Here is a 14,645-nt window from a genome sequence, read left to right on the forward strand (position 1 = left end):
AAAACCTCAATTCTTATTAAGAATTCACCTTGCTATAGCATAGCAAATCCTTGCTGAAATTAATCCTGATTTTTTAGGGTCTGTTGATCTTTGTTTATAATTTGAGCTATAGACTATTTTTCGCCAATACAAGGCAAAAGTTGTGAAGTTTAGTCATTCTAAACGAACGGCTTTTAACGCCGTAGTGGCGAAAAAGAGTCATAGTCCTGCGGATTGTGTTTAAAATGAGCACACTCGTCGTTGTAATCCTCATCAATAGTCCCGCTATTGATTTCGGCTTACGCCTAGATTGTGCTCATTTTAAACGACAACTCAAAATATAAACAAAGATCAACAGACCCTAACCATTTGTCTGAAGTTTTAATCTAGGGCTGGAAAAATTAAAATGTTTTCTGCTGAGCCAATTTCAATAACGAAAAGTAAGAATATACAGCATGTCTACTTTAGAATATGCTCACCAATTGAGGCTCAATTGGTGGCTATTGGGCTAACTTCTGAAGAATTTGTTGTGGGTTATCTTCTTTCAGCAGATAAATTCGCTTTAATTGATAGCGATCATCACCAAAATTAACCTTACCAATTTGCGTACTGAACGCTAAATGAAAACCAGCCTGTTCAGCGGCTTTTTTGGCAAGTGAGGTGTAGCTGCCGTAAGGATATGCCAAATACCGCACTTTGGGGTTGAATTCATGCAGCACTTGAATTGAACGCCGAAAATCAACCAACATATTGTGCAAAGAGCGTCGCAGCATAATCGGCTGTTTTCTCAATAATCGGTGTAGGAAATGGGTATGCGATTGTAGATCCACCAACGGCTGCATCTCTTGGTATTGTGTTCGGGTGATAAACTGCAATTGGTTCGGATCCCAAGGCTGTAAAGCATATTTTATCCGAGAAGAGATGACAAAAATGGTGGCATTAAAGTGATATTTTTTCAAAATCGGGAAAGCGTAACGATATACCGACTCCAAGCCGTCATCAAAGGTAATACTGACTAATTTATCAGAAAAATTAGCACTACCGTTCAGATAATTTTCGATATCATAGAGCGAAATTGTACGGTAACCTTGCTGCTTCAACAATGCCATTTGCTGTTCAAATGCAGTGACGGATGTCGTCGTTGATGTCTGCCGAAAATAGCGGTTTTCCGCGTTTTTTAACAAATGATGGTAGGTTAACACCGCAATGCCACGATCTTTTTCTACATCAGGGGCGGCAATAAAAAGGGTTTTACCGCCAAACCGCACTTTATACCAACCGTCTTGCTCTGCCATAAACGGATAGCGCAAGTGCGGTTTCAGCTCAGCAACCACCGCTGAATCTCTGCGGCTATCGGCATATAACCGCACGTTACCTTTGGTCACCAAATAACCTTGCATTGGCGTATGTTCTTCCGGCATAGCGTTGCTGTTGCCGGGTGCTGCACCAACACGACAACTCGGCGCCAACATCGCATTGCCCTGTCCAAATTGGGTGCTGTTTTGCACTTTCATCACACCATTCAACCACACAGACTGCCCCGGTAAAATTTTAGCCACAACTTGCTGTTTGCCAGAGACAACGGCTGACAACAAGCAGTGCGTTTGTGTTATGACGGTTTGCTTTATTTCGGTTTTTGTCAAAGCACCATCTGAAGACATCGCCAAACTAAATACCGGAATTGTCAAGAAACAACATCCTAAAATCAAGCGCGGAAGTGAATGAAAGCGTTGCATAATCTAAATAAATCGTAGACTAAAAGAAATGGAATAAAATTATACTGTAAATAAATTTATTTTTATTGCAGGTTTAATCAGTTTTACAGTCTAGGGTCTGTTGATAAAAAAAGTAGCATTTCCCCGCATTAGCTATTATCCTATGCACTGATTTTTATTCACCCAAACCGCACTTTAATAATCATGAGCAAGACTGAATCCACTGTTGAACCTAGCCAGCAGTCTAAAAAACAAACCTATAATTTCAATAAACTACACAAACGTCTGCGCCGTAACGTCGGTAATGCGATTGCCGATTTCAATATGATCGAGGCTGGCGATAAAGTGATGGTATGCCTTTCCGGCGGCAAAGACAGCTATACCTTGCTGGATATTCTACTGAACTTACGCCTGAATGCGCCAATTGATTTCGAGATTGTTGCAGTAAATTTGGATCAAAAACAACCGGGTTTTCCGGAAGATGTGCTGCCTAACTATTTAAGTCAATTGGGTATCGAACACCATATCGTAGAAGAAAATACCTACGGCATCGTCAAAGAGAAGATTCCTGAAGGCAAAACCACCTGCTCGCTCTGCTCTCGGCTACGGCGTGGCATTTTATACCGTACTGCAACAGAACTGGGCGCGACTAAAATCGCTTTAGGACATCATCGTGACGATATGTTGGAAACGCTATTTTTAAATATGTTCTACGGTGGCAAACTGAAAAGTATGCCGCCAAAACTAATCAGCGATGACGGCAAACAGATTGTGATCCGCCCGCTAGCTTATTGTAAAGAGAAGGATATTGAAAAGTATGCCACGGCAAAAGCCTTCCCGATTATTCCGTGTAATTTATGTGGCTCACAGCCGAATTTGCAACGCCAAGTGGTGAAAGAGATGCTGCAAGCATGGGATCGGCAATACCCCGGCAGAATCGAAACCATGTTTAGTGCGTTGCAAAATGTCACGCCGTCACATCTTTGTGATCCAAAACTATTTGATTTTAAAAATATTCGTCGTGGTGAACTGCTGCAAGGCGTAGAAGGCGATATCGCTTTTGATAATGAACCATTAAAGCCAATTCAGTGGCAAGATGACGACAGCGATTATACTGACAGCCAACAAATTCACTTTAAACAAGTAAATTAAACCGTATTTAACACAAGAGTTTTTAATAAAATGAGAAAATTATTCGAATGGTTTGAGGCACGGATCGATCCCTATCCGTCCTCAGCACCAGTCACCCCAAAAAACAGTTTATTCAGCTTTATCTGGTCCGGTTTGGACGGTTTACGCTGGTGGTTGTTGGCATTGATTATTCTCTGCGTGGGTATGGGCATTTTTGAAGCTATGCTGTTCAAAATCATGGGATTGCTAGTCGATTGGTTGGCCACTTACTCCGCCAATGAGCTATGGGCAGAAAAGCGTGGTAGCTTCATGACGATTATCGTATTTTTAATCGCGAGTGCATTTTGGTTATGGCTGTTATGTAGTGTGCGTTTTCAAACCCTGCAAGGGGTATTTCCGATGCGATTGCGTTGGAACTTCCACCGCTTAATGTTGGGACAAAGCTTATCATTTTATCAAGATGAATTTGCCGGACGGGTCTCTGCCAAAGTGATGCAAACCGCACTTGCAGTGCGTGACACTGTGATCACCTGCACCGATATGGTGGTGTATGTGGCAGTCTATTTCATCTCTTCCGGAGTTATCCTGTTTCAGTTCGACGGCTGGCTACTGTTGCCGTTTCTCGGCTGGATTTTGTTGTTCAGTTGCGTGATGATCTATTTTGTACCAAAACTCGCTGACACCGCCAACAAACAAGCCGATGCCCGTTCATTAATGACTGGACGCATCACCGATGCCTACGCCAATATCACCACAGTCAAACTGTTTTCCCATGGTGAACGTGAATCAAATTATGCCAAATCCTCGATGCAAGAATTTATGCATACCGTGCATGCACAAATGCGTTTAGTCACCAAACTGGAAGTCTGCAACCATATTCTGAATGTTTCCTTGGTCGCAGCAACTGCTGGTTTATGCGTTTATTTATGGAGTTTAGATCAAATTAATGTCGGTGTGGTCGCCGCAGCAACCGCAATGGCGCTGCGCGTCAGCGGCTTGTCGCACTGGATCATGTGGGAGTCAGCCCGGCTGTTTGAAAATATCGGTACGGTGCAAGATGGCATGGGAACACTTTCCAAACCGCACACTGTAGTAGACAGCAAACACGCCAAACCACTGGAAGTTCGTGGTGGCGATATCCGCTTTGATCACGTCAATTTTAACTATGACGAAAACCGCACTTTGCTGAAAGATTTCAATCTGCACATTAAACCGGGCGAAAAAGTGGGCTTGGTCGGGCGTTCCGGTGCGGGCAAATCCACCCTAACCAATTTGCTGTTGCGTTTTTATGATATCAACGACGGACAAATCTTGATTGACGGACAAAACGTTAAAGACGTTACCCAAGAGAGCCTACGTGCGCAAATCGGCCTTGTTACCCAAGACACATCGCTATTGCACCGCTCAGTGCGTGAAAATATCATTTATGGTCGCCCGAACGTGGATGAAAGTGCGGTTCTGAAAGCGGCCGAACAAGCCGCCGCCGATCAATTTATCCCGCACTTGCACGATTCACACGGTCGTACCGGTTACGATGCCCATGTCGGCGAACGTGGTGTGAAGCTCTCCGGTGGACAGCGGCAACGTATCGCCATCGCGCGTGTTATGCTGAAAGATGCCCCCATTCTCCTGTTAGACGAAGCCACCAGCGCCCTGGACTCAGAAGTGGAAATTGCGATTCAAGAAAACCTTGAAAAGCTAATGGAAAATAAAACCGTTATCGCCATCGCTCACCGTTTGTCCACCATTGCCGCAATGGATCGGCTGATTGTAATGGATCAAGGGCAAATCATCGAGCAAGGCACTCACCAGCAATTGCTTGCTCTCAACGGGGTTTACGCCAAACTCTGGTCACATCAGAGTGGCGGATTTTTAGCGGAAACCACTGAAATTTAATCAAGAGGGTAAAATATTAGGGTCTGTTGATGTTTGTTTATCATTTGAACTATAGACGCTTTTTATTTTACCCTTTAGTTTATTTACGTTAGAATAAGCATAATTTTGCTACCACATATTTCATGATAAGGCTGCCATGAAATTGAATATACCGACCTTCCTCACCTTATTTCGGGTTGTTTTAATCCCGTTTTTTATCGTCTGTTTTTACCTGCCGTTTAAATGGGCGCCCTTTTTGACCGCACTTTTATTCTTAATTGCCGCAATCACCGATTGGTTCGATGGCTTTCTAGCAAGACGATGGAAACAAACCACCCGTTTCGGGGCATTCCTTGATCCGGTCGCCGATAAAGTAATGGTCGCAGCAGCGCTGGTTCTAGTGGTACAACATTACCACAGCTTCTGGGTCACTATTCCTGCGATCGTGATGATCTCCCGAGAAATTATTATCTCCGCCTTGAGAGAATGGATGGCAGAAATTGGTGATCGCAATAAAGTAGCGGTCTCTTGGTGGGGTAAAGTCAAAACCACGGCGCAAATGGCATCATTAATTGGTCTGCTATGGCGCTATAATCCGCTGATGGAACAGATTGCAACCGTTGCCCTCTACCTCGCGGCAATTTTGACTGTCTGGTCTATGGTGCAATATCTGAATGCTGCCAAAGGTAGCTTATTGGATGAGATTAACCCGCAATAGATAAATTCAGCAGCCACCATACAGCCACTAAAATAAAAGTGCGGTATATAAGAAATAAAAAAGCCGCTTTCTCTTAATGAGAGAAGCGACTATCTTCTTCACTGTATTATACTTGCAAATGGTGCCCGAGGGCGGACTTGAACCGCCACAGCCCGAAAGCCGAGGGATTTTAAATCCCTTGTGTCTACCGATTTCACCACTCGGGCAATCTAATTGTTGCAAATAATTGGAGCGGGAAACGAGACTCGAACTCGCGACCCCAACCTTGGCAAGGTTGTGCTCTACCAACTGAGCTATTCCCGCTTTATTTTGATACACTACTTCATTGAAGTATATGCGCTGTTCACTAAAAAGTGATGGTGCGACCGGGTGGACTCGAACCACTGACCCCCACCATGTCAAGGTGGTGCTCTAACCAACTGAGCTACGGTCGCATTTTGAAGTGGCGCTATCATAGCGATTTTCACCTGAGGTCACAAGTCTTTTTTCAGGATAAAAAACTGATTGTTAACTTTTTAAACAATCTGCAGAGAAAACCATCGCCTTCACGATTGTTATAACAGATTGGAATAATTTATTGATTATTTTAATTTGTCTTTTTATTACAAACGACTATGCTATTAACATTATTGAACCTTATAAACGGAGTTTCTCATGACTTTTTCTCTACTATTGAATTTAGTCGTATTCGCTGCCCTGCTAGTCACACTCTACTGGTTTAAAAAGCGTGGCAACAGTTTATCGATGACAGTATTGCTTGCTTTGGTATTGGGATTGCTGTCCGGTGTGGTATTACAAAATTTATACAGCGATAATCAAAGTGCGGTCAGCCCAACTATTGACTGGATCAATCTGGTCGGCAATGGTTATGTTCGCTTGCTGCAAATGATTGTGATGCCGCTGGTATTTGTCTCGATTTTATCTGCCATCACCAAATTGCACAATGCCGGCTCGTTAGGAAAGATCAGTTTCAGTATTTTAGGCGTTTTGCTGTTTACTACCGCAATTGCGGCGCTGGTCGGCATTGGATTTAGCATTTTATTCAACCTGAACGCCGATGGCTTAATCGCCGGCGCCCGTGAAGCCGCTGCACAAGAACGGGTTTTAGGACGTGTGGATCAAGTCGCCAATTTAACTATTCCGTCAATGTTACTTTCTTTTATTCCGCGCAATCCGTTTGCCGAACTAACCGGTGCCAATCCAACTTCGATTATCAGCACCGTGATTTTTGCCGCATTCTTGGGGATCGCTACATTACGCTTACGCAAAGATAATGCAGACATTGCCGAGCGTATTTCACAAGGCACCGAAAGCTTGAATAAGCTGGTGATGAGCCTGGTTCGAATCATCATCAACCTGACACCTTACGGTATTTTGGCGCTAATGACGCGCATGGCGGCAACTTCGAGCCTGACCGATATTCTGAATTTACTGAATTTTATTATCGCTTCTTATCTGGCGATTGCGGTGATGTTTATCGTACACGGCGTGTTGTTGGGACTCAGCGGTATCAATCCGCTCAGTTATTACAAAAAAGTGCTACCGACCTTACTGTTCGCCTTCACCTCACGTTCCAGTGCGGCAACCATTCCGTTGAATATTGAAACCCAAACCAATCGTCTGGGCAATTCCGGCACAATTGCTAACTTCTCGGCAACCTTTGGCGCCACCATCGGACAAAACGGCTGCGCGGGGATTTATCCGGCAATGCTCGCGTTTATGGTCGCGCCGTCGGTAGGAATTGATCCACTGGCACCACAATTTATCTTATCGCTAGTGGCCATTGTCACCATTTCCTCCTTTGGTATCGCCGGTGTCGGCGGCGGCGCTACCTTTGCTGCGATTGTGGTGCTTTCGACCATGGGTTTACCACTAACCTTAGTCGGGTTACTGATCTCAATCGAGCCGTTGATTGATATGGGACGAACCGCACTTAATGTCAACGGTGCAATGACCGCCGGCACACTCAGCAGTAAATGGTTAAAACAGACCGATTGGCAGGTTTTCACTAATAATAAAGCGGAATAAACCACACTTGAGTTCACTTAACTCAATAAAAAAGCTCGATTGTTACAGATAATCGAGCTTTTTATTCGTCATGGCGTTAAAGATCTTCAATCACATGATCAAACCATTCAATCACGTCTGCTTCATGAATGCCGTTTTGGATAGGAATTCCTGCGAGCTTAACTGAGTTGGGATCGCCTGAAATCAATGGGTGCCAGTCAAATAACGGTTTGTTTTCATATAACAAGCGGTAGGCGCAAGTTTTCGGCAGCCAACTGAAATCCGGCAGGTTTTGTTTGGTGAGCTTGGTGCAATCTTCTTCCAGCTCAAAACGACGAGGATAATTGCAACATTTTCCGCTGGGGAGATCCAACTGGTTGCAGGCAATTCGGGTAAAATAGATCCGCTCGTGTTTGCCATAGCCGTCAAGCATCTTGCGGTAGCAGCATAAACCGCAACCATCGCATAATGCTTCCCATTCCTGCTCGTTCATGTCTAGCAAGGATTTAGTCTGCCAAAACCGTACTTTCATTTGTTTCCTTTCTGTTTTGCCAAATTTTCTGTCAAAAAGTCAGCCAATAAAAAACAGGCATGATAACCGATGCCTGTTTGATTACTTCACGGTTTATCGCTTAAAAATCGGCACTCTCTTTCAGGCTGACCGTCAAATTGAACACCAGTTTACCCGGTGCGGAATCTTTGCTGTCGGCACAGAAATAGCCTTCGCGTTCAAACTGATACGCCTGTTCAGCTTTGGCATCGGCAAGACTTGCCTCGACAACGCCGTGTACGACTTTCAATGAATTCGGATTTAACACCGCTAAAATATCTTCTGCTGCCCCTGGGTTGCTGACACTAAACAGGCGATCATATAAACGGAATTCAGCCGTGTGATTGTTCGCTGCCGAAACCCAGTGGATTACGCCTTTCACTTTGCGCCCGTCGCTTGGATTTTTGCCTAAGGTTTGCGGATCGTAGCTGCAATACAGCGTGGTGATATTGCCGTCGGCATCTTTTTCAACACGCTCCGCTTTAATCACATACGCATTACGCAACCGCACTTCTTTACCTAATACCAAACGTTTATATTTTTTATTGGCTTCTTCACGGAAATCCGCTTGATCAATATAAATTTCACGGCCGAATGGTAATTGGCGCTCACCCAGTTCAGGGCGGTTCGGGTGATTTGGTGCACTGAGCCACTCGTTGTCAGCGTCATAGTTTTCAATCACCACTTTCAACGGATTCAACACCGCCATGGCGCGTGGCGCATTGATGTTGAGATCATCGCGGATGCAGGCTTCCAAAGCACTGAGTTCCACGGTATTGTCCTGTTTGGTCACGCCGATGCGCTCGCAAAATTCACGCAGCGAAGCCGGAGTATAACCACGGCGACGCAAGCCAGAAATGGTCGGCATCCGTGGGTCATTCCAACCATCCACCACCTTATCAGTCACCAGTTGCAACAGTTTACGTTTTGAGGTGAGCGTACTTTCCAGATTCAAGCGCGAAAATTCGTATTGGTGCGGCAGTGGACGTTCAATCGAGATATTTTCTAACACCCAGTCATATAAACGGCGGTTGTCTTGAAACTCCAAAGTACACAACGAATGGCTGATCCGCTCAATCGCATCGGAAATACAGTGGGTAAAATCATACATCGGATAGATACACCATTTATCCGCTGTTTGATGATGATGGGCGAATTTGATGCGGTACAACACCGGATCACGCATCACCATAAACGGCGATGCCATATCAATTTTGGCACGCAAACACGCTTCACCTTCGGCAAAACCGCCATCACGCATTTTTTCAAACAGCGCTAAATTTTCTGCGACCGAGCGATCACGATACGGGCTATTTTTGCCGGTCTCAGTCAACGTGCCGCGATACTCACGAATCTGCTCTGGTGAAAGCTCGTCAACGTATGCCAAACCTTTTTCAATTAATTCAATCGCATAGCTATAAAGTTGATCGAAATAATCCGACGCATAGCGCACGTCGCCCTGCCATTTGAAACCGAGCCATTCCACGTCTTGTTTGATCGAATCGACATATTCCACATCTTCTTTCACCGGGTTGGTATCGTCAAAGCGCAGGTTACATAAGCCTTGATAGTCTCTTGCGATACCGAAATTCAAACAAATCGATTTTGCGTGTCCAATATGCAGATAGCCGTTCGGCTCCGGCGGAAAACGGGTGTAAACCGTTTCAATCTTACCCTGCGCCAAATCTTCATCGATGATATGGCGGATAAAATTAGACGGACGGTGTTCTGCTGCATTCACAGCAGCGATCTCAGGTTGGCTCATAGCGCTTCCTTCTTCCTTAAATAGTAAATCTGAATAGAAAATTAGTCCATTCTACACGCTTTAGCGACGGAAAAAAACCGCTAACGCAATTCCGGCTTATTCCAATTTTTTAAGCTCTTCTTAAGAAATTAATGCTATAGTGAGCGCATGCATAGCATTCACAAAAACAGTCTTGACGTAATCAATCCATGAAAGCAAAAAAAATCAAAACCATTGCCCTTGCCGCCGTGATGCTAACCATACTTTTCGGCGGTTATTACTATTGGCAAAACAGTGCCGGCAGCGATAATAAAACCACCTATATGACAGAGACGGTCAACCGCACTTCACTTTCCGACAGCGTGATTGCCACCGGCACCGTGCGCAGTTATAACCGGGTCGAAGTCGGGGCGCAGGTGTCAGGTCAGTTGCTCCAAATTCACGTCGGTTTAGGGCAAAAAGTGAAAAAGGGCGATTTAATTGCAGAAATTGATGCTAAAAATCAGAATAACGAGCTGGCAACCGCACTTGCCCAATTGGCGTCCTATCAAGCACAACTGAATGCGGCGCAAGCCAATTTAACCGCAATGCAATCTTCTTACGATCGGATAAATCGCTTGTATAAACAAAAATCCGCCACTCAAGATAGCCTTGAAACCGCGCGGGTAAATCTTGCCAATGCGCAATCGACGATTGCACAATTGCAATCCTCCATCAAGCAGGCGGAAATTTCGGTCACCACGGCACAAACTAATCTGGATTACACCAAAATTCTTGCTCCGATTGACGGCACGATTATTTCGATTCCCGTGTCCGAGGGGCAAACCGTGAATTCGAACCAAACCGCACCAACCATTGTGCAAGTGGCGGATTTAAGCAAAATGTTGATTAAAGCCGAAATTTCCGAAGGCGATATCAGTAAAGTCAAAGCTGGCATGAAAGTGCGGTTTACCACGTTGGCGGACCCGAAGAAAGTCTATCAATCGGAAATCGCCTCGATTGATCCGGCATTGACCACCCTGACTGATAATGATTACAGCGAATCTTCCAGCGACAGCAGCGCCGTCTATTTTTATGCCAACATTGTGATCGATAACCCTGACGAAACGTTGCGCATCGGTATGACCACCCAAAATACGATTACGATTGTTGACGCTGAAAACGTGTTGACAATTCCGACCATGGCGATTCAGAAAGTCGGTGAGCAGTATCAAGTGCGGGTGTTAACTGCCGATAATAAAACCGAAACCCGCAGGATTGAAATTGGTATCAGCGACGATATGAATACCCAGGTATTATCCGGCTTGGCAGAAGGTGACGAAGTGATTTCCGCTGAAATGCGACAAGGCGAAGAAGTCGGTAACAGCGGGCAAATGCGGATGCGCTTTTAATCAGGCGGGGCGAGCATGAATATTATTGAAGTCAGCAAACTGAACAAATATTTCGGCGCCGGCGAAAATCGGGTGCATATCTTAAAAGCGATCGATTTAACCATCAAAAAAGGCGATTTTATCGCGATTATGGGCACCTCCGGTTCGGGCAAATCAACCTTGATGAATATTCTCGGTTGCCTGGATACCGCTAGCGACGGCAGCTATAAAATCGACGGTGTCGATACCTCGCCGCTGTCGCGCGATCAGCTGTCCGATCTGCGTCAGAAAAAATTCGGCTTTATTTTCCAACGCTATAACTTGTTGTCTGCACTGAGTGCGGTTGAAAACGTGGCACTGCCGGCAGTGTATGCCGGTCTGCCGCAACAACAACGATTACAACAAGCCGAAGCGTTGCTGAAAAAGCTGAATTTAGGTGATAAATTGGCAAACAAACCGAATCAACTCTCCGGCGGACAGCAACAACGGGTCAGTATTGCACGCGCCTTGATGAATGGTGGCGAAATTATTTTGGCTGACGAGCCAACCGGTGCGCTCGATTCCAAGAGCGGTGCCATGGTGATGCAAATCTTGCAAGATCTGCACCATGAGGGGCATACTATTATTTTGGTGACCCACGATAAGGATGTCGCCAGCTACGCCAATCGGATTATCGAACTGAAAGACGGGCGTATTATTAACGACACCCGCCGCGCCGATCAGATTATCGAAAAAGACACATCAGTTAAGATTAACAAAAACCGCTTTGCGCAATTTAAAGATCAGCTGATCGAATCGTTTAAAATGTCGGTCAGTGCGATTCTGGCACATAAAATGCGCTCCTTGCTGACCATGCTCGGGATTATTATCGGTATTACTTCGGTGGTGTGCGTGGTGGCGATCGGCAACGGTTCGCAACAAAAAATCCTATCAAATATCAATTCGTTAGGCACGAACACCATGGATATTTACAACGGTACCGGTTTTGGTGATCGGCGTGCTAATCGTACCAAAAACCTGACCGTTCAAGATGCCGATATTCTGGCTAAACAGCATTATATTGAAAGTGTCACGCCAAACAGTACGCTCAACGGCACCCTGACTTACGGCAGCCAAGCGGTCAGCGCACAAGTGCGCGGCGTCGGCGATCAGTTTTTTAATGTCAAAGGCTTAACCCTAAAGCAAGGCAAAGTGTTTACAGCACAAGACGTTACTGACAATGCACAGGTGGCGGTGATCGATGAAAATACGCAAAAAGAGCTATTTGCCGACAAGTCGCCGTTAGGTCAGATAATCATGATCGATAAAAAACCGCTGAAAATTATCGGGGTTGCAGCAACCAATAATAACATGGGGATGCCCAGTAGCTCGCTGAATGTGTGGCTGCCCTACACCACCGCAATGAATAAAATTTCCGGCGAAAAAACCATTGATTCGATCACGGTTAAAGTCAAAGATAATATCAACACTCAAATTGCCGAGAAAAACCTGACCCAATTATTAACCATGCGCCATGGCAAAAAAGATTTTTTCGTGATGAACACCGATACCATTAAGCAGACGATTGAAAGCACCACCAACACCATGAAGCTGTTGATTTCGTCGATTGCGTTGATTTCGCTAATCGTCGGCGGTATCGGCGTGATGAACATCATGCTGGTTTCGGTGACCGAACGTACCAAAGAGATCGGCGTGCGCATGGCGATCGGCGCTCGACAATCGAATATTTTGCAGCAATTTTTAATTGAAGCCACCTTGATCTGCGTGATCGGCGGTTTGGTCGGCGTGGTGCTATCTTATGTTATCGGCTTAGTTTTTAACAGTGCGATGCAAGATTTCAACATGCTGTTTTCGCTGGACTCCATTATTGCCGCTGTGATTTGCTCTACCTTAATCGGCTTGATTTTCGGCTTCTTACCGGCAAAAAATGCCTCACAACTGAATCCGATAACCGCACTTTCAAGGGAATAAAGATTAACATGATTTCAACAACCTTTTTTCGTCGTTCCGCCACCGCTTTATTGGTGGGTGGTTTGCTGACGGCTTGTGTCAGCAACGAACAGCAAATCGGCTATCAACAGCAAATGCAACAATTTGGGCAGTATCAAGCGCTGACCGCACAATATCATATCGATCCAAGCTGGTGGACTCAATATCAAGACGCCCAGTTAAACCGTCTGGTTGACAGCGCACTTGCTAATAATCTGGATTTGGCAAAAGCGGCGGTGAGTGTCAACCGCGCCTTGTATAACGCCAATTTATTGGGTGCCGATCTTGTGCCGACATTCGGCGGTTCGGTGTCCGGCGGCGTGCAAAAAAATACCGAAAGCGGTGTCTCAAGCCGAAGTTACAGCAGCTCTTTGTCATTAAATTATACTCTTGATCTGTGGCGTAAACTTGTCGACAGTGCTGATGCCGCCGAGTGGGAACACCGTGCGACCGAAGCCGATTTAGAGGCGGTAAAATTAACCTTAATTAATCAGGTGATCGACAGCTACTACCAAATCGCCTATTTGAAACAAGCTATCGGCATGGTGCAAAGCAATATCAAAACCTATCAGCAAATCGCCACCTTAACCCAAAATCAAGTCAATCAAGGTGTCTCCTTGCAACTGGATGCCGATCAAAGCCGCCAAGCGGTGTTGTCGGCAGAAAACCAGCTCATTACCTATCAATCACAATTACAAACCGTAGAAAGCACTCTGCGCAACCTGCTAAACTTAGCACCGCAGCAGAACCTGAGACTAAGTGCGGTCAACTTAAAAACCCTGAAATTGCAGCCGGTCAATCTGGATATTCCGTTATCCACTATTGCCAACCGTCCGGACTTGAAGGCTTATCAATACCGTTTGACTTCCGCTTTTAAAAATTTAAGTGCGATGGAAAAAAGTTGGTATCCGAGCATTACCTTAGGCGCCAGTTTAGCCACCAGCAGCAACAGTGTCGGCAATATGTTTGAAGCGCCATTGAGTAGCGGCACCATCGGAATTAACTTGCCGTTTTTGGACTGGAATCGGGTGAAATGGAATGTGAAGTTATCAGAAGCGATGTATGAAACCGCTAAACTGAATTTCCAACAAGGCATTACCACCGCCTTGAATGAAATTGACAGCAACTATAAAGCGTATCAATTAGCGCAAAAAAACATGCAAAACTTGGATCAGAAATATCGTTATGATCGTAATATCAGCAACACTTACCGATTGCAATACCATGCTGGAGTGACGGCGATGAAAGATTGGCTGACCGCACTTGCCACCGAGCAAAACACCGAGCTGAATAGTTTGCAGGCAAAATATGATTTATTGCGCTATCAAAATGCGATTTATCAGAGTATGGCGGGAAAATACCAGCCTTAGTCACAATTTAGTCACATTGACATCCTCCCCTGTCTAAAGTCAGGGGATTCCTACCGTGTCTAAATCTAAGATCTAGCTCACATCGGTGGGTTCTTGCTGCTGACGGCTAGTGCCGTTCACTTCACAAGCTAACCGGGCGTGTCCCGCCCTTAATACATTCATTGCCCCCACAACATCTGCGTTTTCACGGTATCCGC

10 protein-coding genes and 3 tRNA genes are annotated in these 14,645 nt (G+C 45.3%); 7 read left to right on the top strand and 6 right to left on the bottom strand.

Annotated elements, in window-relative coordinates; translation table 11 throughout:
- Positions 1-479: 479 nt before the first annotated feature.
- Positions 480-1,667 carry a polysaccharide deacetylase family protein gene (locus tag FHQ23_RS07880; RefSeq protein ID WP_176552280.1) on the bottom strand — a complete coding sequence of 396 codons (1,188 nt, stop codon included), beginning with the start codon at positions 1,665-1,667 and terminating at the stop codon, positions 480-482.
- 231 nt (positions 1,668-1,898) lie between these two features.
- Between FHQ23_RS07880 and ttcA the strand changes: the two genes are divergently transcribed.
- From ttcA to pgsA, 3 genes are all read left to right on the top strand, one after another.
- On the top strand, positions 1,899-2,846 hold the full coding sequence (gene ttcA / locus FHQ23_RS07885) for a tRNA 2-thiocytidine(32) synthetase TtcA (protein ID WP_139613831.1): 948 nt from the start codon (positions 1,899-1,901) through the stop codon (positions 2,844-2,846).
- A gap of 30 nt (positions 2,847-2,876) precedes the next feature.
- The gene (locus FHQ23_RS07890) at positions 2,877-4,721 is read left to right on the top strand and encodes an ABC transporter ATP-binding protein (protein ID WP_139613832.1); all 1,845 of its coding nucleotides are present in this window, start codon (positions 2,877-2,879) and stop codon (positions 4,719-4,721) included.
- Positions 4,722-4,857: 136 nt separating this feature from the next.
- Complete coding sequence (pgsA, locus tag FHQ23_RS07895) at positions 4,858-5,418, top strand: CDP-diacylglycerol--glycerol-3-phosphate 3-phosphatidyltransferase (RefSeq protein ID WP_139613833.1); 561 nt, start codon at positions 4,858-4,860, stop codon at positions 5,416-5,418.
- Between the two features lie 119 nt (positions 5,419-5,537).
- Here pgsA and FHQ23_RS07900 read toward each other — a convergent pair.
- The 3 genes from FHQ23_RS07900 to FHQ23_RS07910 all read right to left on the bottom strand — a co-directional run bounded on the left by FHQ23_RS07900 (position 5,538) and on the right by FHQ23_RS07910 (position 5,852).
- A tRNA-Leu gene (locus tag FHQ23_RS07900) sits at positions 5,538-5,624 on the bottom strand.
- A gap of 21 nt (positions 5,625-5,645) precedes the next feature.
- Positions 5,646-5,721 (bottom strand) — tRNA-Gly (locus FHQ23_RS07905).
- Positions 5,722-5,775: 54 nt separating this feature from the next.
- Positions 5,776-5,852, bottom strand: a tRNA-Val gene (locus FHQ23_RS07910).
- A gap of 220 nt (positions 5,853-6,072) precedes the next feature.
- On the opposite strand from FHQ23_RS07910, the gene FHQ23_RS07915 reads away from it, so the two are divergent.
- Positions 6,073-7,446 (top strand): L-cystine transporter, encoded by a 1,374-nt coding sequence (locus FHQ23_RS07915; RefSeq protein WP_139613834.1) that lies wholly within the window; start codon positions 6,073-6,075, stop codon positions 7,444-7,446.
- A 76-nt stretch (positions 7,447-7,522) separates the two neighbouring features.
- Here FHQ23_RS07915 and FHQ23_RS07920 read toward each other — a convergent pair whose 3' ends face one another.
- On the bottom strand, positions 7,523-7,957 hold the full coding sequence (locus FHQ23_RS07920; RefSeq protein WP_139613835.1) for a YcgN family cysteine cluster protein: 435 nt from the start codon (positions 7,955-7,957) through the stop codon (positions 7,523-7,525).
- Between the two features lie 100 nt (positions 7,958-8,057).
- Positions 8,058-9,740 (bottom strand): glutamine--tRNA ligase, encoded by a 1,683-nt coding sequence (gene glnS / locus FHQ23_RS07925; protein ID WP_139613836.1) that lies wholly within the window; start codon positions 9,738-9,740, stop codon positions 8,058-8,060.
- 188 nt (positions 9,741-9,928) lie between these two features.
- On the opposite strand from glnS, the gene FHQ23_RS07930 reads away from it, so the two are divergent.
- From FHQ23_RS07930 to tdeA, 3 genes are read left to right on the top strand one after another with little or no spacing between them, the layout of a single operon-like run.
- Positions 9,929-11,110: an efflux RND transporter periplasmic adaptor subunit gene (locus FHQ23_RS07930; RefSeq protein WP_139613837.1), complete on the top strand. Its 1,182-nt coding sequence runs from the start codon at positions 9,929-9,931 to the stop codon at positions 11,108-11,110.
- A 15-nt stretch (positions 11,111-11,125) separates the two neighbouring features.
- Positions 11,126-13,060, top strand: a complete 1,935-nt coding sequence (locus FHQ23_RS07935) for a MacB family efflux pump subunit (protein WP_139613838.1) — start codon at positions 11,126-11,128, stop codon at positions 13,058-13,060.
- A gap of 8 nt (positions 13,061-13,068) precedes the next feature.
- Positions 13,069-14,448, top strand: a complete 1,380-nt coding sequence (tdeA, locus tag FHQ23_RS07940) for a toxin/drug exporter TdeA (protein WP_139613839.1) — start codon at positions 13,069-13,071, stop codon at positions 14,446-14,448.
- Positions 14,449-14,645 lie beyond the last annotated feature (197 nt).

Origin of the sequence: Testudinibacter crocodili, assembly GCF_006228025.1 — a bacterium.
Classification (GTDB): Bacteria; Pseudomonadota; Gammaproteobacteria; order Enterobacterales; family Pasteurellaceae; genus Chelonobacter.

Excerpts from the sequence above, each read along its gene's own strand:
- ttcA (WP_139613831.1), top strand. The coding sequence starts at position 1,899 with ATGAGCAAGACTGAATCCACTGTTGAACCTAGCCAGCAGTCTAAAAAA.
- FHQ23_RS07890 (WP_139613832.1), top strand. The coding sequence starts at position 2,877 with ATGAGAAAATTATTCGAATGGTTTGAGGCACGGATCGATCCCTATCCG.
- pgsA (WP_139613833.1), top strand. The coding sequence starts at position 4,858 with ATGAAATTGAATATACCGACCTTCCTCACCTTATTTCGGGTTGTTTTA.
- FHQ23_RS07915 (WP_139613834.1), top strand. The coding sequence starts at position 6,073 with ATGACTTTTTCTCTACTATTGAATTTAGTCGTATTCGCTGCCCTGCTA.
- FHQ23_RS07920 (WP_139613835.1), bottom strand. The coding sequence starts at position 7,957 with ATGAAAGTACGGTTTTGGCAGACTAAATCCTTGCTAGACATGAACGAG.
- glnS (WP_139613836.1), bottom strand. The coding sequence starts at position 9,740 with ATGAGCCAACCTGAGATCGCTGCTGTGAATGCAGCAGAACACCGTCCG.
- FHQ23_RS07930 (WP_139613837.1), top strand. The coding sequence starts at position 9,929 with ATGAAAGCAAAAAAAATCAAAACCATTGCCCTTGCCGCCGTGATGCTA.
- FHQ23_RS07935 (WP_139613838.1), top strand. The coding sequence starts at position 11,126 with ATGAATATTATTGAAGTCAGCAAACTGAACAAATATTTCGGCGCCGGC.
- tdeA (WP_139613839.1), top strand. The coding sequence starts at position 13,069 with ATGATTTCAACAACCTTTTTTCGTCGTTCCGCCACCGCTTTATTGGTG.